Source organism: Geomonas agri (assembly GCF_020179605.1).
Taxonomy (GTDB): domain Bacteria; phylum Desulfobacterota; class Desulfuromonadia; order Geobacterales; family Geobacteraceae; genus Geomonas; species Geomonas agri.
The window spans coordinates 696,229-718,914 of sequence record NZ_JAINZO010000001.1 but is presented as its reverse complement, the minus strand read 5'-3'; the positions used below and the strand labels follow the sequence as shown (position 1 = coordinate 718,914).

The following is a 22,686-nucleotide window of genomic DNA, read 5'->3' as shown; positions in this document are numbered from 1 at the left end:
AGCCCCTCCGAAGGGATGAGGATACCGGCACCAGCTTCCCATCATCCCAGCCCCTCCGAGGGGAGGAGGTTACCGGCATCAGCTTCACATCATCCCAACCCCTCCGGGGGGAGGAGGATACCGGCACCGGCTTCCCATTATCCCCTCCCCCGGAGGGGGAGGGTTAGGGAGGGGGATCCTTCACTGCATCTTTATACAGGCCTGCCACCACGGAGCCGGCTGTACAGGGAGAGATACCCGGCGGTCATCTTGGCGGCGGTGAAACTACGGCTGCGCTCCAGCGCCTTCTCCCTGAGGCTCGCCTGGCGGCTGCGGTCGGCGCAGAGCGCGCGCAACTGCTTTTGCAGGTCCATCGCCGACTCCGGGTCGACGAACAGGGCCGCCCCGTCCCAGAGCTCGCGCAGGCTGGGGATGTCGCCGAGGACCAGGGCGCAACCGGACTGGGCCGCCTCGAGGACGGTGAGTCCGAAGGGTTCGTAACGCGCCGGGAGGACGTAGATGGCAGCGGCAGCATACCAGGGGGCCAGCGATTCCGGCGCCAGGAAGCCGAGCCGGTTCACCCCGTCGACGTTGGCAGCCCCACCGCCGGGCTGGTTGATCTCCCCCGCCACATACACCGGCCAGGGGAGGTCGTAGGCGTTGCGCACCAGGGCGCCGATGTTCTTGGCCTCGTCCCAGACCCGCCCCACCGACAGGATGAAGTCTTCCTTCATGCCGGGACGAAAGCGGGTGCGGCCGCGGGCGTTGTAGATCACTTGCGCTTCGGGGAGCGGCAAGTAGAGCCTCCTGATGCAATCGAGCATCGCCGTAGAAGGGGCGGCCACCAGATCCGCGGCGGCGAGCCCCCGGGACACCCGAACCCGGTAATCGTCCAGCCGCTGCGGCGCCTGCTCGCCGCGCACCGCCTCCCACCAGGAAAGAACGCAGGAGTGGGCCACCACGAGGCAGGGGCGGCGCCAGGGGAGCGCGGCGTGGGCGTAGCCGTTCAGGTGCACCAGGTCCGGTTTCAGCTCCGCCTCAAGGGAAAGGAGCCACTCGCCGCTCTTCTCCACGTCGGCCCACGGATCTTCCATCCACTCCAGCCGATAGCCGCTCTCGTAGAGGGTGACGTTGGCCTCGTCGGCCACCTCGCGGTGCTGTCCCGGTGAGAGCGGGCGCCCCATGGTGGCGAGCGCGATCTGCACCCCGTGAGGGGCCAGGCCGCGGCAGAGTTCCAAGACGTAGTTCCAGACCCCGCCGATGGGATCCGCAGTCATCAGTATCAGTCCCGGTGCCCCGACAGGGGGAGCATCGCTTGCTGTTGTGGGAGAAACAACTTTATTCATGAATAAAAATCCCGGTTGCAGTCCTGTTAAATAATCACTCGAAATATTAGCCACTAAGCCACTGTCATCTCATGAGTTGAACAGGCCGCACGAGGCGAAGCGACAGCCGTTCCCATGCCCGGATCTCCCCGAGATGGTAGTGCTGAAGCGCCGCCCGGCGCGACGTATCGACTTATCGCTGTATTGGTGTATCTGATTACCGGCTTACCTTGATGACCTGCCGTAGGCGGCGTCGAGGACCTCGGCCACCCGGACCAACTGCTCCGCCTGAGGATCGAAGCCGTTGCCTCCTAATCTCAACTGGCGCGCCCAGGCCACGGCGCAGCGTCCCCCCCACTCGTCCGGTGGAGCGGCGATGGTCTCGGAGGTGGTGCCACGGAAGCGTTCAGCCACGAAGTCGTAGAAGGAGCCCTGCACATTCTTGAAGCTCACGCCGCCGTGGGTCCCGTAGAAGCTCGACTCGATGACGGCATCGCGTCCCGCCGAGACATTCCAGGAACAGGCCACCCGCACCGCGTGCCCATCCTCAAGCACCAGGGAAACCACCGCGTAGTCCTCGACCTTGCCGGAGCCGACCTTGAGCCGCTCGCCGCCCGCGAAGATGGAACTGGACACGCTGCGCACCTCGGGGTATCCGAAGAACCAGAGGGCAAGATCGACCAGGTGGCTTCCCAGGTCCATCAGGCAGCCTCCCCCGGAGAGTTCCGGGTCGTAGAACCAGTCCTTGTCGGGACCGTAGGCGTTGTGGAAGACGAGGTCGGCGGCGTAGACCTGCCCCAGTTCGCCCGAACTCACCAGCTGGTGCATCTTCTGGATGGCGTCGGTGTAACGGTAGGAGAAATCGACCCCCAGGAGCCGGTTCACCGCCCGCGCCGCCCCAACTACGAGCTGCGCCTCTTCGGCGTTTCTCCCCAGCGGCTTCTGGCAGAACACGGCCAGGCCGCGGTCGAGGGCGCGCAGCGCCTGGTAACAATGGCCCGCGCTGGGCGTCGCAATCACCACGCCGTCCAGGTCGAGTTCGAGGAGTTCCTCCATCGACTCCATGATCGGCGCCCCGGGCGCGAGTTCCCCCGCCTCCCGGGCGTTGTCAGGGCAAAGGTCCGCGATGGCGGCCACCTCGGCCTCCCCGCTTTTCACGATGGCCTCCATCCGGTGCCGGCCGATCCAGCCGGTGCCGAGAAAGCCAAGTCTCGGTAGTGCCTGTTTCTTCCTCATTACTTCCCCTTTCCTAATGCTCGATACGGATCATCCCTTTCAGGAAGCCGTCGGGACGCCCTTCCAGCGCCTGGTAGGCGCGTCCCAGTTCGTCGAGGCTGAAACTGTGGGTGATCAGCTCCTTGAGCGGAAACATCCGCGACTCCACGGCGGCGATGCCGGCGCGCATCCCCTCGAGGTAGACGCGCGGGTAGCGCTCGTGCGCGTTGATGACGTCGATCCCCTTCCAGTTCCAGAGCTGGACGTTGACCTGGCGCAGCCCGTCCTGGTGGTAGCCGGCGATGACGATCTTGCCCCCTTCCCGCACCAGTTCCCCGGCCAGATCCAGCGGCCACTGGTATCCGGTGGCTTCCACAACCCGATCGCAGCCACGCTCTCCGGCCAGCTGCCGCACCCGGTCCATGACCCGCTGGTGGTCATCCAGGACCACGGTCTCCTCGGCGCCGCAGCGCTTGGCGAGCTCCAGGGCGAAGCCGCGGCGCGAGAGGGCGATCACGTGCGCGCCCCGCGCCGTAGCGAGCGCTGTGAAGATGGCACCCAGGAACCCGGCCCCAATCAGGGCCACGGTCTGCCCCGGTTCGATGGCGGAACGGCGGAACACGTTCATGGCGCAGCCGACCGGCTCTCCCGGGAAAGGCTGCCCGTCCAGCGAGGCCGGGATCTTCACCAGGGCGTCGTGCCGTACCATGTCGTATTGAGCGTAGGCGTTGTAGGAGAGAAAGGTGACCCGGTCGCCGATCTTCACTCCCTGAACTCCTTCGCCCAGCGCCTGCACCCTCCCCCACCCTTCGTGCCCGGGGGCACCCGGAAGGGCCGGGTAATTGAACCAGCTGCGCCCCTGCCACAAGGGGAGGTTCGAGGCGCAGACGCCGCACCCCTCCAGGGCAACCAACACCTCTCCCTCCTGCGGTTCCGGACGAGGCACCAGTTGCACGGCGGCCTCACCCGGGCCGGTGATCACCGCAGCCTGCATCATCTTGCTCATCACATCGCCTCCACACCCGGAGCCGGGTAGCTTTTTCTCTTCTTCTCTTCAGCCGTCTCGGCGCCGCGCGGCGATGTTCCCAGCGACTGGCACAGCCACCGGTACAGGCGCTCCACTCCTTCCCGAACGGAATGGCGCGGGGCCCACCCGGTCGCCGCCGCGAACTTCCTGGTGTCGGAGATGTAGTAGCGCTGGTCCCCGGTTCGCCACTCGTCGAAGCTGACCTGCGGCAGGGAGCCGTGCAGGTCGCGCAGCAGGTCCAAAAGCTCCAAGAGGCTCGCGGCGCGCTCTGGGCCGCCCCCGATGTTGAAGGCCTGGCCGGAGATCTTCGGCATCACCGCGCCGGCGCGGCACATGGCGTCCACCAGGTCCTCGACGAAGAGGAGGTCGCGCACCTGGTAGCCGTCGCCATAGAGGGTGATCGGCTCACCCTTCAGTGTCCGGATGGCAAAGTGGGCCACCCATCCCTGGTCCTCGGTGCCGTACTGGTGCGGGCCGTAGATGCAGCTCATGCGGAACACGGCAGCGTTGATGCCGAAGCTGCGCGAGTAGTCGAGCACGTATTGGTCGGCGCACCCCTTGGAGCAGCCGTAGGGGCTCAGGAAATCGAGCGGGGTCCCCTCACCGAAACCGTAGCGCCTGAGCTCCGGGTCGAGCGGCTGGTACCGACTGCCGTTTTTGCGGATGCGACACCCCTCGATGCCGCCGTACACCTTGTTGGTCGAGGTGAACAAGAGCGACGGGCGCTCTTTCGCGGTGCGGATCGCCTCCAGTAGCGCGAAGGTCCCCAGCCCGTTGATGGCGAAGTCGGCGGCGGGGTTGTCGATGCTGGTGGTAACCGCGACCTGGGCAGCGAAGTGGTACACGTGGGAGCACTGGGCGATGGCGTCGTGCAGCGCCAGGTGGTTCCGGGTATCCGCGATCCTCACCTCGAGCCGGTCGCCGCAGTTCTCCTTGAGCCAGAGCAGGTTCTCCTCCACGCCCGGGCGAGACAGGTTGTCGTAGACGATGACCCTTTTCCCCTCGCGGGCCAGGTGGTGCACCAGGTTAGTGCCGATGAAGCCCGCCCCCCCGGTAACCAGGATCGCCTTGTCCCCGGCCGAGCTTGTACGTACCGGGGCCGCCGTCGCCACTTCCCCGACCTTTTTTATCGCCGTCACCTTCCCCTCCTCGAGCAAGCGGTAGAGCAGCTTGGGTGTGCCGTCCGCCTTGCGGAATCCGAAGTAGTACTCGCGCTCGTCCAGGTGGAACCGGTCCACCGCGGCCAGTCCCGGATCCAGGTCGTCGGCGCCGTACCAGTACAGGCGCTGCGCCGGCGCCTCCAGGAACTCCAGGAAGACCCGGGCCTGCTTGAACTCGTCGTGCTGCCAGGTGGAGAAGCCGGCCTCGGTAACCCAGATGTCGCAGGGAGAGTCATGCTGGTCCAGGATCTCCCGCACCATGGAGACGTTGCGCGCCCACCCCTTCCAGGTGTAGTCGAAGATGTCAGGAAAGCCGTGGATCCCCACCACGTCGATGTACTCCATGACGCCCAGGTCGAACATGCGGCAGAGCCAGTGCCCGTCAATGGGGCTCATCCCGCCCAGCACGGTCTTCTTGCCCCGCTTCCTGGCCCAGTACGCCGCAGCCCCGATCATCTCGCCGAACCCGGTCCAGTGCGGGTCGAGGGTCCAGTCCCATTCGCTCAAGTTGTTGGGCTCGTTCCAGAGCTCCACGTACTCGAAGTGGTCCCCGAAGGAGGTGATAAAGAGGTCGATGAAATCGGCGTAGTCGAGGGCCCTCTTGGGGGGCGAGGAGGTCTTGGGCTCCAGGCCGATGGACGGGGGCGTGTAGAGCACGCAAGGAAGCAACTCAACCTCGCTGGACAGGCGCGGCACCAGCCAGTCGTACCACTCCCGCCCCTCAGTGGTGTACCAGTCAGCCCAGGAGATGCCGGTGCGCAGACGCTTCGCTCCGAGCTTCTTCATGTCGGCGAGCACCCGCTCCACCCGCCCCCGTTCCCCGGGACGGAACCACTCGACCATGCCGAACTTGTCCGGTAGCGATTCGACTGGCCAGCTCATAGCGTCAGCCCCCGCTGGGTCAGCTCGGCGTGCGCCTGGGCAACCCGATCTATCGCCACTTCCCCTTCCAGCCACCCCGCCAGTTCCCTGAGGCCGTCTTCGAAGTTGACCCGGGGGGCGTACCCGAGGACCTCGCGGGCGCTGGTGATGTCGGCGAAGCAGTGGCGGATGTCGCCGGCGCGGTAACTGCCGGTGATCTCGGGTTCGACGGAGTCCATATTGAGCACTTGGCAGAAACGCTCCAGCACCTGCAGTACGGAGATGTTGGCGCCGCTACCTATGTTGAAGAGCTGCTGTTTCTGCTGGTCCACCCCCAGCGCCAGGCGGCAGGCGGTGACCACGTCGTGCACGCTGACGAAGTCGCGCTGCTGCCGGCCGTCCTCGAAGATGCGGGGCGGATTGCCGTTCATGAGGCGGGAGGCGAAGATGGCCAATACCCCAGTGTAGGGATTGGAGAGAGCCTGCCTGGTTCCGTAGACGTTGAAAAAGCGCAGGGCAATGACCGGGATCCGGTAGCACCCCCCGACGATGAGCGCCATGCGTTCCTGGTCGTACTTGCTTAGAGCATAGACCGAGGCGAGGGATGGCGTCTTCTGCTCGGGCGTCGGCACCGGGATGAGCGGCTCACTCTCCTTGAGTAGCGGCTCCCAGCTCCCCCGCTGCAACTGCCCGACCTCCCGTTTCACGTCGTCGTAGTAGGCCCCGCTGCCGTCCCGGTAACGTCCTTCCCCGTAGATGCTCATGCTTGAGGCGACGATGAGCTTTCTCTCCCCCTGTGCCTGCGCCATCGCCTCGAGCAGTACCGCCGTGCCACAGTTGTTCACCGAGGTGTAGCGCTCGATCTCGTACATGCTCTGCCCCACCCCGACCATGGCGGCGAAGTGGAACACCGCCTCGGTGCCGACCAGCGCCTTTTGCACTGCCGCCGGGTCCCGCACGTCCCCCTTGATCAGTTCGACCTCGGGGTCGAGGTACGCGGGCCGGCCCGCATCGGGACCGTGGACCTGCGGCACCAGGCTGTCCAGCACGCGCACCCGGTAGTCGTGACGCAGCAGCTCGTCCGCCAGGTGGGAACCGATGAAGCCGGCCCCTCCCGTGATAAGAACGCTCCCTGACATAGGATCCTCCCTGGGGGGTGAGATATCTGCGGTAGCGGTCGTCTAATTAGTACAAAGTTAATTCATTCAAATTAACAAAACTCAATACTAACAGTGACGGATTTTCTGTCAAACCAGTTCATACAAAAATGCGCTTTTTACCCCAGTAAGATGGCGGACATGGGGGATGTTCCCGCCCCCACCGCCACTGACAGTTGCGTCATTCGCGAGGTTCGCGCGAGGGAATGAAAGGCACATGAAGATGGACCGGCGCCGCTTCGGTTTTAAAATTCGCGGAGTGTGTTATTTTAGAGCGTGTTAATTTTCCCAGACACTGAAGGGTATTGGGGGGACGATGGCCGCGGTACAGAGAAGGATGCCGATCGGTGCGGAGGTGGTACCGGATGGCGTGAATTTCAGGGTTTGGGCGCCGGGACACATGGAGGTCGAGGTGGTCCTCGAGGGGACTCCGGCTCCGCAGGCAACGGTGCTCGCCCCCGAGGAAAGTGGCTACTTTTCCGGCACCTGCCGCGAGGCGAGTGCCGGTTCGCGATACCGCTACTGCCTGGACGGCGGCGAATGTTTTCCCGACCCAGCATCACGGTTCCAGCCCGAAGGCCCGCACGGCCCATCCCAGGTGATCGACCCGAACGATTTTGCCTGGAGCGACCAGGAGTGGCCCGGGGTGGAGCGCGAGGGGCACGTGATTTACGAGCTGCACCTGGGCACATTCACCATGGAAGGGACCTGGCACGCCGCCGAGGAGCAGCTCCCGGCACTTAAGGAGCTGGGGATCACCCTGGTCGAGGTGATGCCGGTGGCCGACTTTCCCGGTCGGTTCGGCTGGGGCTACGACGGGGTCAACCACTTCGCCCCCACCCGTCTTTACGGTAGGCCCGACGATATGCGCCGCTTCGTGGACCGCGCCCACAGCTTGGGGCTGGGCGTCCTGCTGGACGTGGTCTACAACCATTTTGGCCCGGAGGGGAACTACCTGGCCCGCTACTCCGACTTCTACTACGGCGACAAGGAAAGCGACTGGGGCAAGGTGATGAATTTCGACGGCAGGCAGTGCGGCCCGGTGCGCGAGTTCTTCATGGCCAACGCCGCCTACTGGATCGACGAGTTTCACATCGACGGCCTGCGTTTCGACGCCACCCACGCCATCATCGACACCTCCGAGATCCACATCCTGGGGGACATCACCAGCCGGGTCCGGGAGCGCGCCGGCAAGCGTCGCCTGCTGCTGGTGGCCGAGAACGAGAACCAGGACTTCCGCTGCCTGCAGCCCAGGGAGCGAGGGGGCTTCGGCATGGACGGGGTCTGGAACGATGACTTCCACCACACCGCCCACGTCGCCCTCACCGGTTACCACGACGCCTACTATTCGGAATACTACGGATCTCCCCAGGAGATGATCTCCTGCGCCAAGTGGAGCTACCTGTACCAGGGGCAGTTCTACTTCTGGCAGGGAAAGCGGCGTGGCTCCCCCACCATGGGCCACAGCCCCAGCTGCTACATCAACTACATCCAGAACCACGACCAGATCGGCAACTCCGCCTGGGGCATCCGCATCGACCGGCTCACCAACCCGGCCGGTCTGCGGGCGATGGCGGCGCTCATGTTCCTCCTCCCCCAAACCCCGATGATCTTCCAGGGGCAAGAGTTCTCCGCCAGTTCCCCCTTCCTTTACTTCGCCGACCTCAACCCGGAGATCTCGCAGCAGGTCCATACCGGTCGCATCGAGTTCCTGAAACAGTTCACCAACATCGATTCGCCCGAGGTGATCGATACCATCGACAAGCCCTACGAGCTGGAGACCTTCCAGCAGTCGCGCCTCGACCTGAGAGAGAGGGAGCGCCACGGCAAGGTGTACGCGCTCTACCGCGACCTGATCCGGCTACGGCGCGAGGATCCGGTCTTCAGCCGCGGCTACGCCTGTCATATCGAGGGGGCGGTCCTGGGACGGGCGGGTTTTCTCCTCCGTTATTTCCTCGAGGACGAGCAGCGCCTGGTGCTGGTCAACCTGGGACGCGAGCAGCACCTGGTGCCGATCCCGGAACCGATGCTCGCGCCGCCCCTCGGGTCCTCCTGGGAGATCCTTTGGAGCAGTGAAAAGATCGAGTTCGGCGGTTCCGGCACGCCGAAGCTCGACACGGAGAAATTCTGGCGTCTACAGGGATACGCGACGCTGGTACTGATTCCGGTGCCGGAAGGAGGGAACCAGTCATGACCACGGTGACGCGGGAATTCCATTTCGACCGCCACGACGAGGAAGAGAAGACGCGGCAACTCTTGGAACAGGAGTGGCTGTTGACCAACGGGCTGGGGGGGTACGCCTCGGGCACCGTCTGCGGTGCACTGACCCGGCGCTACCACGGGTTGCTCATCGCCGCCTACCCCTCCCCCATGGGACGCCTGGTGATGCTGAACCGGCTCACCGAGGCCATCCGCTTTCCCGATGGCAGCATGGTGCGTTTCGGCGGGGACCAGAAAGAGGCAGGGCTCGACTTTCACGGCATGGAATACCTGACCGGTTTCCGGCTGGAGGACGGCCTCCCGGTCTGGCACTACGAGATCAACGGCACCGTGATCGAGAAGCAACTGGTCATGGTGCACCGGCAGAACACGGTACACCTGATCTACCGCCTCATCTCCGGCGAGAAGATGGTGCGCCTGAAGCTGCAGCCTTACCTGCAGTTCCGGCCACACGACGCCTCGGTGGACATCGTCTCCGACGATCCCTACATGTTCACCGCGGTACAGAACCGCTACCAGATCTCCTCCGGCACCAACTCACCACAGCTCCGGTTGGTGATCAACGGCGGCCGGGGCAACTTTACCCTGGAGGAAAAGCACAGTACCGACATATTCTACGACGTCGAGAGCTCTCGCGGCTACGACTCTCTGGGGACGCTCTGGACCGCCGGCTACTTCGCCGTTGACCTCGGTATCGGACAGGACGCCGCACTCACCGCCTCCACTGAAAGCTGGGAGACCCTCGCGGCGCTGGCCCCGTCGGCCGCCCTGGAGATGGAACGGGAACGGCGCCGGCTGCTCCTGGCCGCGGCGGACCCGAGGGCACGCCAGGGGCTCCCTGCCGAACTGGTCCTCGCCACCGACCAGTTCATCATCACCCCTGCCGGGCGGCACAAGGAAAGTGTGCGCGCCCACGCCATGGGGGACGAGGTCTGCACTGTCATCGCCGGCTACCACTGGTTCACCGACTGGGGGCGCGACACCATGATCTCCCTGGAGGGGCTCACCCTGGCCACCGGGCGCCACACCGAGGCCGGGTGGATCCTGCGCACCTTCGCTCACTACGTGAAGAACGGGCTCATCCCCAACCTCTTCCCCGAGGGGCACAGCGAGGGGCTCTACCACACCGCCGACGCGAGCCTCTGGTTCTTCCACGCCCTGAACCGCTACCTGGAATACACCAACGACCGCGCGACGCTGCACATGATCATGCCCCAGATGCGCGAGATCATCGACCGGCACCTTTCCGGCACCAGCTTCGGCATCGGCGTCGACCCGAGCGACGGCCTGTTGAAGCAGGGCGCCGAAGGATACCAGCTCACCTGGATGGATGCCAAGGTCGGCGACTGGGTGGTGACGCCGCGCCGGGGCAAGGCGGTGGAACTGAACGCGCTCTGGTACAACGCGTTGCGCCTGATGCAGCAGTGGACCGAGCATATGGGGGACGAACAGTACTCGCGCCAGTTGGGCGGCTACGCCGACCAGACCTATCGCTCCTTCAACCAGCGCTTCTGGTACGCGGACGGCGGCTACCTCTACGACGTGGTGGACGGCGAACTCGGCGACGACAACGCCTGCCGCCCGAACCAGCTCTTTGCCATCTCGCTCCCCTACCCGGTCCTCGAACGGGACCGCTGGCCCAACGTGCTGGACACGGTGCGCCAGCGTCTCCTGACGCCGGTTGGCCTGCGCACCCTTGCCCCCGGGCACACCGACTACAAGCCCACCTACCATGGCGATCTCAGGGCGCGCGATGCCGCCTACCACCAGGGGACGGTGTGGCCCTGGCTCATCGGCACCTTCATCGACTCGTGGCTCAAGCTCTACCCGGAACAGGTCGGCGCCGCGCGCAGCTTCCTGGACGGACTGGTGCAGCAGTTGAACCAGCAGTGCATCGGCTCCATCAGCGAGATCTTCGACGCCGAACAGCCGTATAACCCGAAGGGATGCATCGCCCAGGCCTGGAGCGTGGCGGAGATGCTGCGCTGCTGGCTCAAGACGGCCCAGTGACGCGGGATGCGCGTCTTCCAGATCACGGCGCTTCTGACCACGCTCACCGCGGCCTTCGCCTATATCAATCACCGCTTCCTGAAGCTGGAGCCCACGGTCGGGCTCATGCTGCAGAGCCTGCTCCTGTCCCTGTTGCTGTGGCTTTTGCTGGCGCTGGGGATCGATGTGATGACCCCGGCGCAGCGGATCATGAGCCGCATCGACTTCGACGTCCTGTTCCTGCAGGGGATCCTGAGCCTGCTCCTCTTCGCCGGCGGCCTCTTCGTCAAGGTGGAAGAACTCCTCAACGTGAAGCTCAGCATCGCCCTGTTTGCCGTAGCCGGGGTGTTGGTCTCGGCGGGGGCGATCGGCGCCGGATTCCACCTGATTACGCTCATCTTGGGGCTCAAGGTCGGGCTGGCCCAGTCGCTGCTCTTCGGCGCCATCATGTCCCCCACCGACCCGGTAGCCGTGCTCCCGACGCTCAGGAGCCACGGCATCCCGGACCGGCTCAACGCCTGGATCGCCGGGGAGGCGCTCTTCAACGACGGCATCGGCATCGTACTGTTCCTGACCCTGCTGGCCGTGTCGCAGGGGACGGCGCAGCCGACCGCACGGATGGTGTTCGACACCCTGGTCACCCAGGCCGCTGGCGGGATCGCTTTCGGCACCGTGCTGGGATGGGCCGGGTACCTCATCATCAAGACCGTCGACAACTACCGGCTGGAGATCCTGATTACGCTGGCGCTGGTGCTTGGAGGGTACTCACTGGCACTCCTGGTCGGAGTTTCCGGACCGCTGGCCATGGTGGTGGCCGGCCTCTTGATCGGCGGCCGGGGCAGGAAGCTCGCCATGACCGAGCACACCCGCGAGCACCTGGACCAGTTCTGGGACCTGGTGGAGAAGTACCTGAACGCGATCCTGTTCACCCTGATCGGGCTGGAGGTGCTGGTGTTGAGCAACCGGCTCACCCTGATCCACATCTCCACCGGGCTGATGGTGATCCCCGTGGTGTTGCTGGGTAGGTTCCTTTCCGTGCTGGCCGTGGGGGGGCTGGTGCGGCTCCGGGAGCCATTCTCGTTGCGCGACGCCACTATCATGACCTGGAGCGGCCTGCGCGGCGGCATCGCCATCGCCCTCGCCATGTCGCTTCCCCGGGGGCCGGGGGTACACATCCTGGTCATGGCGACCTACATGGTGGTGCTCTTCTCGATACTCGTGCAGGGCCCCACGCTGGGGCGTCTGCTGAACGGGAAGTAGTACCTGATTCCCCCTCACTCGATACGAGGGGGGCTGGATGGCGGAGGAATTTTATTCATGAATAAAAAAGCCATCGCCACCGCTGTAGTGACTTGGCTCCTCTTTCTGGGACTGTACATGCTCTTCTGCGCCAAGGCGGACCTGGCCGAGGCAGTCACGGGGGGGGCGGCGGCGTTGCTCGCCCTCTGGCTGGTTGGCCTGCTGCGTGATTCCTTCCGTAGTCCCTTGCGCCTGAAACCGTCCTGGCTTCTCCTGCTCTGGCGCATTCCGTTGGCGATGTTCTCCGAGTCCTGGCAGTTGCTGGTCGCCCTGGTTCGCACGCTTGGCGGCGGGGAAGAGGATGGAGTCATGATAGAACACAGCTTCGACTTCCCGGAGGACGCGCACGAATCGGCCCGGCGTGCCTGGATGACCTTCGGCGTATGCATCACTCCCAACAGCTACCTTGTCTTCGTCGATAAAGACCAAAAGAAAGTGCTGATCCGGCAACTGGTGGGCAAGGACCTCTCCACCATCGACCGGCTCTTCGTGGAGCTGCCATGAACATCTGGCTCGTCGCCGCCCTGGTCCTGGTCATCTTGATGCTCCCCTGTGGATGGCTCTGCTATACCGGGACGCCCCTGGAGCGCTTCGTTGCCTTGCAGATGGCGCAGCTCTTCGCGGTCCTGATCGTTCTGCTGCTGGCCGAAGGGTATCGCCGCACCATCTATTTCGACCTGTCGCTGGTGCTCACTGTCCTCTCCCTCGCCTCGGGGCTGGTCTACCTTCGTTTCTTGGAGCGCTGGCTGTGAGCCCCGACATGCCGGCCGGCATTTGGGTCATCCTGCTCCTGTGCTTCGCACTGGCAATCTGCGCCTTCTCCTGTCTGGGGCTCATGGTGATGAAGGGGGTGTACCGCAAGTTGCACTACCTGGCTCCCCCCGCCGTCCTGGGATGCGCGGCGGTCGCCGCGGCCATAGCCGTTCAGGAGGGGCTGGGGGCACCGACGATAAAGGCGGGCCTGGTACTTTTGGTTCTGGTGATCGGCAACCCAGTAATCACCTTCGCGGCAGCGAGGGCCCATTACCTGCGCGAGGCGCACCGGAAACGGCTGCAGGAAGAGGTATCGGGCCCGAACCGGGAGCGAGAGACACCGGAACAAGCTACCCCGGTGGAGGAGTGACACGTGGACCCTTTGCAAGCGGTGACCTTTTTCACCGTAGGGGCTGCCGGCTGGGCGGTGGTGACCACACGCGACCCGCTGCTGCAGACGTTCGTCGCCGGGTTCTTTGGACTCACACTGAGCCTCCTGTTCGTGGTGCTGCAAGCCCCGGACGTGGCGCTTTCGGAAATGGTGGTCGGCGCCGTCGCATTCCCCCTCATGGTGCTGCTCACCGTGGCCAAAGCACGTACCGGTGACCGGAAATGAGCGGCAAACGGCGCCATCTCCCCTTCTTCTTGGGAGCCCTCCTTTTCGGCGCGTCCCTGCTGCGCGCCCTCGATGCCCTCCCCCCCTTCGGCGACTACCGGGGCACCTATGGGCCTGCCATTCTGGTCACCATGGAACCGTTGCGCCACGTCCAGCAGGCCGTCGCGTCGGTCACTTTCGACTACCGTGGCTTCGACACTCTCGGCGAGGAGTTCATCCTCTTCGCCGCCGTCGCCGGCTGTCTACTTTTGTTGCGGCGCCAGGAATCCGAGGTGGCGCAAGAGCCGGTGGACCAGACCTCCGACCGCCAGTGGATCCAGCCCGCCCCCGCCGTGCTTGGCCTGGGGGTCCTGATGTTCCCCTTCACCCTGCTGCTCGGTATCTACATCGTGCTGCACGGCCACCTCACCCCCGGCGGCGGCTTCCAGGGTGGCGTCCTCCTCGCGACAGCCTTCTACTACGTTTACCTGAGCGGGGAGTATGACGATCTGCTCGGTATGTCGCGCGACCATACTGTATCCCACCTCGAGGCCGGCGGTGCGGCCGGGTACGTGATCATCGGCCTGCTCGCGCTGCCGGCGGGATACCGCTACCTGCACAACCTGCTGCCACTGGGCGACAAGGGGGAGCTCCTGTCGGCCGGCACCCTTCCCCTCCTTAACATCACCGTGGGAACCGAGGTGACCAGCGCGTTCCTGCTCCTCATAGTGGCATTTCTCAGGCAGGTGCTCGTGATCCGTAAGGAGAAGAAACCGTGAGCGTCTTCCCCTACCTTATTGTCATCGAGTTGCTCTTGGTCGGCCTCTACGGAATCGCGACCAGCAGGAACACGATTCACCTGGTGAGCTGCCTCTTCGTGGCCCAGTCGTCCACCTACCTGCTGCTCCTCTCCATCGGTTACCTGCAGGGCGGGACCGCGCCGATCACCGACGAAATCCCCGGCCACGCACGCATGGTCGACCCGGTGGTCCAGGCCCTGACGTTGACCGACATCGTGGTGGGTGCCGCCGTCTCCGCGCTGCTGCTCGCCTTCGCCCTGCAGAGGCACAAGCTGACCGGGACGCTCGATCCGCGTAAAGAGCCGCCCCAGAGGGGTTAGCCATGACACTCGCGCCCTTCCCCGTTATCACCGCCCTGTTCATGGCGACCCTTTTGGCGGCACTGGAGCAAGTAAGCTCACGGCGCCGCGTTTTGGATGTGCTCTCCCTGGCGACCGCGCTGGCCGTCGCCGCCATCGACCTGCAACTTCTCAGGACGTCCCTCACCGGCACCATCGTCTACTGGTTCGGCGACTGGACCCCCATGCGCGGCTTCCCCGCCGGGATCGCCTTCGTGATCGACCCCGCTTCGGCCGGCCTCGCGCTGCTGGCGGCGCTGCTCACCTCGGCTGCACTGCTTTTCTCCTGGCATCATTTCCATGCCGTGCGCACCTACTACCACACGCTGATGCTCCTGTTCCTCGCCTCGCTGCAGGGCTTTGCCCTGACCGGCGATCTCTTCAACATGTTCGTCTACTTCGAGCTGATGGGGGTGGCCGCCTACGCGCTGACCGGCTACAAGATCGAGGAGAGCGGTCCCCTGGAAGGGGCGTTGAACTTCGCCGTGATGAACAGCGTTGCGGGCCTCGTGGTGCTATTGGGTATCGCGCTGATCTACGGGGAGACCGGCGGTCTCAACCTCGCCTGGGCGGGCGCGGCGCTATCGGGCAAACCTGCCGGTCCCGCCGTGAGCGCAGCCTTCATCCTGCTCGCCGTCGGGTTCATGATCAAGGGGGCGGTGCTCCCCTTCCATTTCTGGCTGCCCGATGCGCATTCGGTGGCGCCGACGCCCGCCTCGGTCCTGTTCTCCGGGATCATGGTGCAGCTTGGCCTCTACGCCGTGGCACGCATTTACTGGGTCGTCTTCAGCGCCACCCTCGACCCCGAAGTGATGCGCCAGATGCTTCTCGGTACCGGCATCGCCACCGCGGTAATCGGTGCGGTAATGGCCTGCCTGCAGCGGCACCTGAAACGGTTGCTGGCCTACTCGACGGTAAGCCATAGCGGCATGATTCTGGCCGGGTTGGCGCTGCTGGACCGGCAAGCCTTGGCAGGAACCCTTCTCTACATCGCCGGACACGGCTTCGTTAAGGGGGCCCTGTTCATCGGCACCGGCGTGCTGGTGTACCACCACCGCTCGGTCGACGAGAAAGAGTTGCATGGCCGGTGCCGGAGCCTGCGCGTGACCGGCGTGCTCTTCTGCGTTGCCGGCCTGGCCCTGTCCGGGCTCCCCCCCTTCGGCACCTGGGCCGGCAAGGGAATCATCGAGGAAACAGCTTCCAGTCTCGACTACCATTACCTCTCGCCGCTCTTGTCGCTCTGTTCTGCGCTGACAGCGGGCGCAGTGCTACGTGCAGCCGGCGGCATCTTCTTTGGCCTGGGACATCCCGACGCCGTCTCGAGTTCGGCCCCCGCCACCGGTGAAGAGGGATCGGAGACCGGTCACTCGCACGGTCCGACGCCCCGCATCATGCTGGTCTCCCTGGGCCTGCTCCTTGTTCTCTCACTGGTCGTAGGGATCCTGCCACAGGCGCAGCACGTGACGCAGCAGGCCGCCGCACGCTTCATCGACCGCGCCGGCTATCATGCCTTGGTCCTGCATGGACAGCCGGCGCCGGCGCAAGACGCGGTGCCGCAGGCAAGGCCGGGTGTGGCGATCCCACTTGTTACCGCGGTTGCAGCGTTGGCCGTCGCCACAGTTTTCCTCGGCCCCGGGCCGCTGCGTGGGCGCGGGCGGGAAAGCGTGAAGGCGCTGCTGCGAGGACCGGTAAGTATCCTGCGCCGCGTCCACAGCGGCTACATCGGCGATTACGTCACTTGGTTCATCTGCGGCACCGGCATCATGATGGTGCTGGCACAGTTCTGGTTCTGACACTGTCCCGGCCTCAATTGAACGGGCTTTTTGTGTTGATTAAAAAAAACCAATTCAATACAATCGACTTGTGATCGGGAAAAAGTACATCAGCAAAAGGAGGAAGTTATGGCAACCCGAGGCACTGGTCATTCACCGGCAAACGTAACGAAACATCTCAAAGGCATAGACTTCCCGGCTGAGAAACAGGACCTGCTCAAACATGCTCAGCACATGAAAGCAGAGAAAGTGGTCCTCGACGAAATCCAGAAAATGGAAGACCGGGAATACGGCAACATGGCCGACGTCATGAAGTCCTTCGGGAAAGAGCGTGGCGGTGAGGAATCCGGGCAATCCAGCAAATCGAGGTCTAAACAACAAACAAGCGGGCAGGCAGACCAGGGTAAATCCCACAGCAGGGCACACCACTAACAAGCAAAGCCCCCTCCCTCTCGGGAGGGGGCTTTTTTTTACCTCGTTACTTGGTAATCAGGTCGTTCGTCACTTCCCGTACTCCCTTCACACCGCGGGCGATGTCACCAGCCTTTCTCGCGTTCTCAGCCGAGTCCACGAACCCGCTCAACTGCACCACACCCTGGTAGGTGGTGACGTTGATCTGGAAGGTCTTGAGCGCCAATTCATCAAAGATGGCGGCCTTGACGCGGGTGGTGATGACAGAGTCATCGACGTACTCGCCAGCCGTTTCATGTGTGGTGGTATGGGTGTGGCTACACCCGACCATGGAGGTGAGTAGACAGGCGCTGACAAGGACCATGACGATTCGTTTTGCTTTTCCCATGACGATCTCCTTTCTCGCAGAATTTTGCCACCTGGAACCGATTAAGGATAACTAATCAGCAGATGGCGTCAAGAAACGAGGACCGGCATGATTTGAATTATTCAAGGGTGAATCTATACTTGGCGGGGTGGTTCGGGGTGAGTCAACACTGTCGCTGGAGGTGATCTATGAAACAGATGCTGCTGATTCTGATTTTCCTGCTGACTGTGGCAACGGGACAGGCACTGGCGCTGGACGCGACCATCTGCAATGCCGGTTCCGACATCCTCTACTATCCCAACGGCGAGCTCAAGTCATGCAACCTGGGCGACATCACCATCTTGAGCGGTGTGACCTGCAACATGCTCTCTACTGCGGAATTCTATGAACAGGGAATGCTTAAAAGCTGCATCACCAAGAACTTTTTTTACTACGAGGACTTGGTCTGCAACGAGTACAGCTTCATAAGTTTCTACCCTTCCGGTAAGCTGGAGAGTTGCGTCCTGGCCTCACGGATCGAAGTGGACGGCAAGACCTGTGTCGGGCAGCAGCCCATCACGCTGTTCGAAACGGGGAAGTTGAAATCCTGTTCCTCCCCGCACTAGCCCGCCCCGGCCAGTCGGCGCATCACGAGCTTCATATCCTCCCAGACGTGACGTTTGAGCCCCTCGTCCGAGAGCAGTGCGTCCGGATGCAGGGTCGGCATCACCGCCCTGCCCCGCACCCCTTGCCACTGGCCGCGCACCCGCTCCAGGTTGACCTTCCCGCCTACCACCAGGCGGGTCGCCTCCTCGCCTAGCGTAACCACCACCTCCGGTCCCACGGCATCGACCCTCTTGGCGAGGCATCGTGCCATGGCTTCGGCGTCGACTCCGGTGTCGAACGTCAGCAGGCAAACCTGGTCGGTACTGAATTTCATGGCCCCGATGATCTTGGCCAAAAGGTCACCGGCCGCTCCGTCGTAGCCGGGTCCGGTCATCAGGAAGAGCAGGCGTGCCTGGGTGGCTCCCTCCTGCCGGCACGGCGGCTCCTCGTCAGACGCCGCGGATGCTACCGGTGCTGCCGGTGCAACCGGCCCAGCGGGGACAGCGGGCTCAGTAGTCTCGATGGACACAGCGGGGGGCACGGCCGGAGTAGCGGAAGCAGTCGCCGTCAAAGGCGGGGCCGCGACGGCCACGGTGCCGTAGGCGAGTTCGTCCACGCCGCTGTCGGCCAGGTCCACCAGGTACCCCTTCAGGGAGCGCAACAACAGCTCCCGCTCCTCCATTTCCGCCATCCTAAACCCCTTTACATTTCCGGTTTCATTAACTATGCTCGAAAGCATGCCGCTTTTACTTCTCGTCACATCCCTGCTGATCTTGGCGCTCCCTGAGCAGGCCCTCGCCTGGGGCGCCGGCGTGCACCTTCAACTGGGCATGAACGTGCTGAACAATCTCGATGCCCTGAAGCCTGCCGTTGCCGCCATTATCTCGGCACATCCCTACGACTTCCTCTACGGCACCATCGCAGCCGACATCACCCTGGGCAAGAAGTTCACTCACTACCTGCACCATTGCCACCGCTGGCGCGTCGGGCACCGGGTTCTGGACAAGGCGGGCGATCCTGCCCAACAGGCCTGCGCCTACGGATATCTAAGCCACCTGGCTGCGGACTGCATCGCCCACAACTACTACGTCCCGTACAAGGTGATGCGCAGCTTCTCGTCGCTTACGCTGAAGCACGCCTACTGGGAGATGCGCTTCGAAAACTACGTGGAAAAGGAGATCTGGGAGACCGCCAGGAAGGTTTCGCTGGAACACTTCAGCAGCAACGATCAGCTGCTGCGCAAGGTACTCTCGGACACCATCTTCTCCTTCGGCACCAACAAGAAGATCTTCAACTCTATCCTGCTGGTGAGCCGCCTGGAGAAATGGCAGGGCATCCTGCAGACCCTGTCCGACACCTCGCGTTACTCCCTCGAGGAAAACGACCGGGAGGAATACATGCAGTTGGCCCAGGAAGCGGTCTTCGACTTCCTGAACAACGACGAATCCTCGCGCTTCTTCCACGCCGACCCGACCGGCGAGCGGGCGCTGGCGGCGGCGGAGGCGGTGCGCAAGAACCTGAGGCTTTTGTACCGCACCGGGAAGATCAGCAAGCCGCAAGCCTACGCCGAACTCGACGAACTGAAGCTGAAGCTGAAAGAAGCGATCTGCGAGCCGGAACTGCTGCTGCAGATTCTTTCGAAGTAGCCCCGCTCCCTGACAGCTCCCGCCCCCGGAGGGGAGAGCTGGGGAGGGGGAAGCGCTTTTATACCTTGGTCCTGCCCCGCTTTTCAGCCCGCAACGTATCCACGTTTTCCAGGATCACCCCCGCCAGTTCCTCTTTTCCCATCATCGGCAGTTCCTCGATGCGGCCGTCGCTGAACAAGAGCTTCGCGATGTTGGTGTCCACGTTGAAGCCGGCGCCTTCCTGGGAGACGTCGTTGGCCACCACCAGGTCCAGGTTCTTGGCCTTGAGTTTCGCCCCCGCGTTGCGGACCAGGTCCTGGGTCTCGGCGGCGAAACCGACCAGGATCCTATCCCCCTTGCTGGCACCCAGCTCCGCCAGTATGTCCGGGTTCTTCTCCAATTCGATGGAGAGGCTCTCCTGGCTCTTCTTGACCTTCTCGCCGGCGCGCGTCTTGGGCCGGTAATCCGCCACCGCGGCTGCCTTGATGACGACGTCGATCCGGGGCAGGCATCCCTGCACCGCGTCCCGCATCTCCTGCGCGCTCTGAACCTTGATCACCTCCACTCCGAGCGGTGGGACGAGACAGCTCGGCCCGGTCACTAACGTAACCTGCGCACCTCTCAGGCGCGCCTGGCGGGCGATAGCGTATCCCATCTTGCCGGAGGAATGGTTGCTGATGTAGCGTACCGGATCGATCTCTTCGAGCGTCGGCCCGGCGGTGACCAGGATCCGCTCTCCCGCCAGCCGCTTGGGAGTCAGGGCCGCAACCGCCTCCTCGAAGATTACCTCGGGCGCCTGCAGCTTCCCCTCCCCTTCGTAACCGCAGGCCAGCATGCCGCAGGCGGGGGCGACGAAGAGGTAGCCGTGTGCCTTTAGGCGCGCCTCGTTCTCGCGATAGATGCTGTTGCGGTACATGTTGACATTCATGGCGGGGGCGATGAGAACCGGAGCCCGGGTCGCCATGACCGTGGTGGTCAAGAGGTCGTCGGCGATGCCGTTGGCAAGCTTACCGATGCAGTTGGCCGTGGCTGGCGCGATGATGTAGAGGTCGGCGCGGTCCGCGAGGGCGATGTGGCCGATCTTCTCCTCGGAAATCAGGTTGAAGAGTTCCAGGTGCACCGGGTTGCGGGACAGGGTCTGGAAGGTGAGCGGAGTGACGAATTCCGTGGCCGACTTGGTCATCACCACGTGCACGTTGGCGCCCGCCTTCACCAGCAGGCGCAGCAGTTCCACCGCCTTGTAGACGGCGATGCCGCCGGTCACCCCGAGAACGATCTCCTTGCCTTTCAGCATCTGTTCCCCCTACTCGTTGAGGTACGGGTTGAAGCTCCGCTCCTGCCCGATGGTACTGGAGGGGCCGTGGCCGGGCCAGACAACGGTATCGTCCGGGAGCGGCATGAGCTTGGTCTTGATCGACTGGATCAGTTGCTCGTGGCTGCCGCCGGGGAGGTCGGTGCGGCCGACCGAGTCGGCGAACAGGGTATCGCCGCTGATCAGGAGCTTCTCGTTGGCGAGGTAGAGGCAGCATCCGCCCTGGGTATGGCCGGGGGTATGCAGCACCTCGATCACCCGGCGGCCGAGCTCCAGTTTCATGCCGTCGGTCAGGAAGGCATCCGGCTCCGGCGAGTTCTCCACGGTCAGCCCGTACTTCTGGGCCGAACGCGCCGCGTTGACCAGGAACGGGACATCCTCCTTGTGGGCCAGCAGCTGCGCGCCGGTCTTCTCCTTCAAGCTGCGGTTGCAGCCGATATGGTCGAAGTGGCCGTGGGTGTTGACGATGTACTTGACCTTGATGCCGAAATGGCTCACTGCGGCGAGGACCATCTCGCAGTCGGCGCCGGGATCGACGATCATCCCTTCGTTGCTCTGTTTATCCCCGAGGATGAAGCAATTCACCCCCAACGGCCCCACCACTATAGTCTCAAATAACATGGCAATTCCTCCGTGCTGGCAGCCCCCGGTCAATGCAGCGGGGGGCTCTCCGGTAGATGCGGGCAGATGTCACTTCTTCAGGACGGCAAACGGGTTGTTGCTGAATGCCTTGCGCCCCTGGTCGCCTCCACGCTTTTCTTGTGCCGGCCTTGTGGGTTCGCTTGCTTGCTGGGCCGGGGCCGGCACCGTTTCCGGCATCAGTTCCGAAGGCTCCAGGCAGTCGGCCAAGACCGCGGGGTTCTCAGCCTGCTCCCCTCCCCCCTGCTCGACAAGCGGCTTCTCCTTGAAGAAGTAGCGGTCGTACAGGCGGTGGTACGAGGTCCAGCGCGACGGGTTGTCCGGCTCCTTGCGGATGTGGGTCCTGATACCGTTGATCTTGGAGTCGAGGTCGTCCAGGTAGTTCAGGATGGTCGCCTCCAGCGTCTTGGGACGCTTGGGCGAGCCGTACTCGTACTGGCCGTGGTGCGACAGGATCATGTGCTTCAACAGCATGGCGAGCTCGACCGGGAAGCCGGGGAGTCGTGCGATCCGCTCCTGCAGCATCTCGACGCCGATGGTGATGTGGCCGAGCAGCTTACCCTCGTCGGAGTAGTCGAAGCAGCGCAGGTAGGTCATCTCGCGCACCTTGCCGATGTCGTGCAGGAGCGCGCCGGCGACAAGGAGATCGCGGTTGAGCCCCTGGTAGAGCGGCACCATGGCATCGACCAACTTGGCGACGGCAAGCGAGTGCTCCAGGAGCCCACCCAGATAGACGTGGTGCATCCCCTTGGCCGCCGGCGCCGTGCGGTACTGGGCCAAAAGCTCCGGGTCCTCGAAGAAGGAGCGCAACAGGCGCGCGAGGTCCGGGTCTGTCAGGCTTGCCACCAGGGCGTCCAGTTCGGCGACCATGGCCTTGATGTCGCTGTCGGTCTCCGGGAGGAAATCGGCGAGTTGCACCGATTCCTCCGGGACCCGCTTCAGCTCGGAGATGATCAACTGCATCTTGCCGAGATAGACGCTCGCCTTGCCCTTGACCGCCAGGAAGTCGTTGCGGTCGAAGAGGGAGCCGACCTGGTCCGCGTTGTCCCAGACCTTGGCGTCCACCTCCCCCGTCTTGTCCATCAGCTTCAGGGTGAGGTACGGCTTGCCGTTCTTGGCCATGGCAACGATCTTCTCCTTGACCAGGAAGACCGCTTCAACGATGTCGCGGTCCTTTATTTCGGCAACGTTCTTTTTCAAAGTAAGGCTCCTTGTAATAAAAGGCCCCGTGTTGGGGCAGCCGGTTCCGGTGTTCGC

23 protein-coding genes are annotated in these 22,686 nt (G+C 63.8%); 13 read left to right on the top strand and 10 right to left on the bottom strand.

Annotated features, from left to right (window positions below; translation table 11 throughout):
* Positions 1 to 191: 191 nt before the first annotated feature.
* From K7R21_RS03170 to K7R21_RS03150, 5 genes are all read right to left on the bottom strand, one after another.
* Complete coding sequence (locus tag K7R21_RS03170) at positions 192 to 1,325, bottom strand: glycosyltransferase family 4 protein (protein ID WP_224981847.1); 1,134 nt, start codon at positions 1,323 to 1,325, stop codon at positions 192 to 194.
* 204 nt (positions 1,326 to 1,529) lie between these two features.
* The gene (locus K7R21_RS03165; protein ID WP_224981846.1) at positions 1,530 to 2,540 is read right to left on the bottom strand and encodes a Gfo/Idh/MocA family protein; all 1,011 of its coding nucleotides are present in this window, start codon (positions 2,538 to 2,540) and stop codon (positions 1,530 to 1,532) included.
* Between the two features lie 13 nt (positions 2,541 to 2,553).
* Complete coding sequence (locus K7R21_RS03160; RefSeq protein WP_224981845.1) at positions 2,554 to 3,525, bottom strand: MDR/zinc-dependent alcohol dehydrogenase-like family protein; 972 nt, start codon at positions 3,523 to 3,525, stop codon at positions 2,554 to 2,556.
* Positions 3,525 to 5,588 carry an NAD-dependent epimerase/dehydratase family protein gene (locus K7R21_RS03155; RefSeq protein WP_224981844.1) on the bottom strand — a complete coding sequence of 688 codons (2,064 nt, stop codon included), beginning with the start codon at positions 5,586 to 5,588 and terminating at the stop codon, positions 3,525 to 3,527. Before K7R21_RS03155 ends, K7R21_RS03160 begins: the two co-directional genes overlap by 1 nt.
* Positions 5,585 to 6,706 carry an NAD-dependent epimerase/dehydratase family protein gene (locus K7R21_RS03150; RefSeq protein WP_224981843.1) on the bottom strand — a complete coding sequence of 374 codons (1,122 nt, stop codon included), beginning with the start codon at positions 6,704 to 6,706 and terminating at the stop codon, positions 5,585 to 5,587. The genes K7R21_RS03155 and K7R21_RS03150 overlap by 4 nt, the downstream gene beginning before the upstream one ends.
* 334 nt (positions 6,707 to 7,040) lie before the next feature.
* On the opposite strand from K7R21_RS03150, the gene treZ reads away from it, so the two are divergent.
* The 11 genes from treZ (at position 7,041) to K7R21_RS03095 (ending at position 16,922) form a co-directional block, all read left to right on the top strand.
* On the top strand, positions 7,041 to 8,918 hold the full coding sequence (gene treZ, locus K7R21_RS03145) for a malto-oligosyltrehalose trehalohydrolase (RefSeq protein ID WP_224981842.1): 1,878 nt from the start codon (positions 7,041 to 7,043) through the stop codon (positions 8,916 to 8,918).
* Positions 8,915 to 10,954, top strand: coding sequence for an amylo-alpha-1,6-glucosidase (locus tag K7R21_RS03140; protein WP_224981841.1), 2,040 nt, complete (start codon positions 8,915 to 8,917; stop codon positions 10,952 to 10,954). Before treZ ends, K7R21_RS03140 begins: the two co-directional genes overlap by 4 nt.
* A 6-nt stretch (positions 10,955 to 10,960) precedes the next feature.
* A complete protein-coding gene (locus tag K7R21_RS03135; RefSeq protein WP_224981840.1) occupies positions 10,961 to 12,193 on the top strand; it encodes a cation:proton antiporter in 1,233 nt (410 codons plus the stop codon).
* Between the two features lie 57 nt (positions 12,194 to 12,250).
* The gene (locus K7R21_RS03130; protein WP_224981839.1) at positions 12,251 to 12,736 is read left to right on the top strand and encodes a hypothetical protein; all 486 of its coding nucleotides are present in this window, start codon (positions 12,251 to 12,253) and stop codon (positions 12,734 to 12,736) included.
* Positions 12,733 to 12,984: a monovalent cation/H+ antiporter complex subunit F gene (locus tag K7R21_RS03125; protein ID WP_224981838.1), complete on the top strand. Its 252-nt coding sequence runs from the start codon at positions 12,733 to 12,735 to the stop codon at positions 12,982 to 12,984. Before K7R21_RS03130 ends, K7R21_RS03125 begins: the two co-directional genes overlap by 4 nt.
* A gap of 8 nt (positions 12,985 to 12,992) precedes the next feature.
* A complete protein-coding gene (locus K7R21_RS03120) occupies positions 12,993 to 13,355 on the top strand; it encodes a monovalent cation/H(+) antiporter subunit G (RefSeq protein ID WP_224981837.1) in 363 nt (120 codons plus the stop codon).
* Positions 13,356 to 13,358: 3 nt separating this feature from the next.
* Complete coding sequence (locus tag K7R21_RS03115) at positions 13,359 to 13,601, top strand: Na(+)/H(+) antiporter subunit B (RefSeq protein ID WP_224981836.1); 243 nt, start codon at positions 13,359 to 13,361, stop codon at positions 13,599 to 13,601.
* On the top strand, positions 13,598 to 14,359 hold the full coding sequence (locus tag K7R21_RS03110) for an MnhB domain-containing protein (protein ID WP_224981835.1): 762 nt from the start codon (positions 13,598 to 13,600) through the stop codon (positions 14,357 to 14,359). Before K7R21_RS03115 ends, K7R21_RS03110 begins: the two co-directional genes overlap by 4 nt.
* The gene (locus K7R21_RS03105; protein WP_224981834.1) at positions 14,356 to 14,700 is read left to right on the top strand and encodes a sodium:proton antiporter; all 345 of its coding nucleotides are present in this window, start codon (positions 14,356 to 14,358) and stop codon (positions 14,698 to 14,700) included. The genes K7R21_RS03110 and K7R21_RS03105 overlap by 4 nt, the downstream gene beginning before the upstream one ends.
* Positions 14,701 to 14,702: 2 nt before the next feature.
* Positions 14,703 to 16,511, top strand: coding sequence for a complex I subunit 5 family protein (locus K7R21_RS03100; RefSeq protein WP_224981833.1), 1,809 nt, complete (start codon positions 14,703 to 14,705; stop codon positions 16,509 to 16,511).
* Between the two features lie 108 nt (positions 16,512 to 16,619).
* On the top strand, positions 16,620 to 16,922 hold the full coding sequence (locus K7R21_RS03095; protein WP_224981832.1) for a DUF2795 domain-containing protein: 303 nt from the start codon (positions 16,620 to 16,622) through the stop codon (positions 16,920 to 16,922).
* Positions 16,923 to 16,968: 46 nt separating this feature from the next.
* Here K7R21_RS03095 and K7R21_RS03090 read toward each other — a convergent pair whose 3' ends face one another.
* A complete protein-coding gene (locus tag K7R21_RS03090) occupies positions 16,969 to 17,289 on the bottom strand; it encodes a BON domain-containing protein (RefSeq protein WP_224981831.1) in 321 nt (106 codons plus the stop codon).
* Positions 17,290 to 17,456: 167 nt separating this feature from the next.
* Between K7R21_RS03090 and K7R21_RS03085 the strand changes: the two genes are divergently transcribed.
* Positions 17,457 to 17,873: a hypothetical protein gene (locus tag K7R21_RS03085; RefSeq protein WP_224981830.1), complete on the top strand. Its 417-nt coding sequence runs from the start codon at positions 17,457 to 17,459 to the stop codon at positions 17,871 to 17,873.
* Here the strand turns inward: K7R21_RS03085 and K7R21_RS03080 are convergent.
* Complete coding sequence (locus K7R21_RS03080; RefSeq protein WP_224981829.1) at positions 17,870 to 18,544, bottom strand: uracil-DNA glycosylase family protein; 675 nt, start codon at positions 18,542 to 18,544, stop codon at positions 17,870 to 17,872. The two genes, K7R21_RS03085 and K7R21_RS03080, sit on opposite strands and share 4 nt — an antisense overlap.
* Positions 18,545 to 18,578: 34 nt before the next feature.
* Here K7R21_RS03080 and K7R21_RS03075 point away from each other — a divergent pair, with 34 nt between their 5' ends.
* Complete coding sequence (locus K7R21_RS03075) at positions 18,579 to 19,499, top strand: zinc dependent phospholipase C family protein (protein WP_224981828.1); 921 nt, start codon at positions 18,579 to 18,581, stop codon at positions 19,497 to 19,499.
* A gap of 58 nt (positions 19,500 to 19,557) precedes the next feature.
* Here the strand turns inward: K7R21_RS03075 and coaBC are convergent, their stop codons facing one another.
* The 3 genes from coaBC to K7R21_RS03060 form a co-directional block, all read right to left on the bottom strand.
* Positions 19,558 to 20,772 carry a bifunctional phosphopantothenoylcysteine decarboxylase/phosphopantothenate--cysteine ligase CoaBC gene (gene coaBC / locus K7R21_RS03070; protein WP_224981827.1) on the bottom strand — a complete coding sequence of 405 codons (1,215 nt, stop codon included), beginning with the start codon at positions 20,770 to 20,772 and terminating at the stop codon, positions 19,558 to 19,560.
* 9 nt (positions 20,773 to 20,781) lie between these two features.
* Positions 20,782 to 21,411 carry an MBL fold metallo-hydrolase gene (locus K7R21_RS03065; RefSeq protein ID WP_224981826.1) on the bottom strand — a complete coding sequence of 210 codons (630 nt, stop codon included), beginning with the start codon at positions 21,409 to 21,411 and terminating at the stop codon, positions 20,782 to 20,784.
* A gap of 69 nt (positions 21,412 to 21,480) precedes the next feature.
* Positions 21,481 to 22,629, bottom strand: coding sequence for a 3'-5' exoribonuclease YhaM family protein (locus tag K7R21_RS03060; protein ID WP_224981825.1), 1,149 nt, complete (start codon positions 22,627 to 22,629; stop codon positions 21,481 to 21,483).
* Between the last annotated feature and the right edge of the window lie 57 nt (positions 22,630 to 22,686).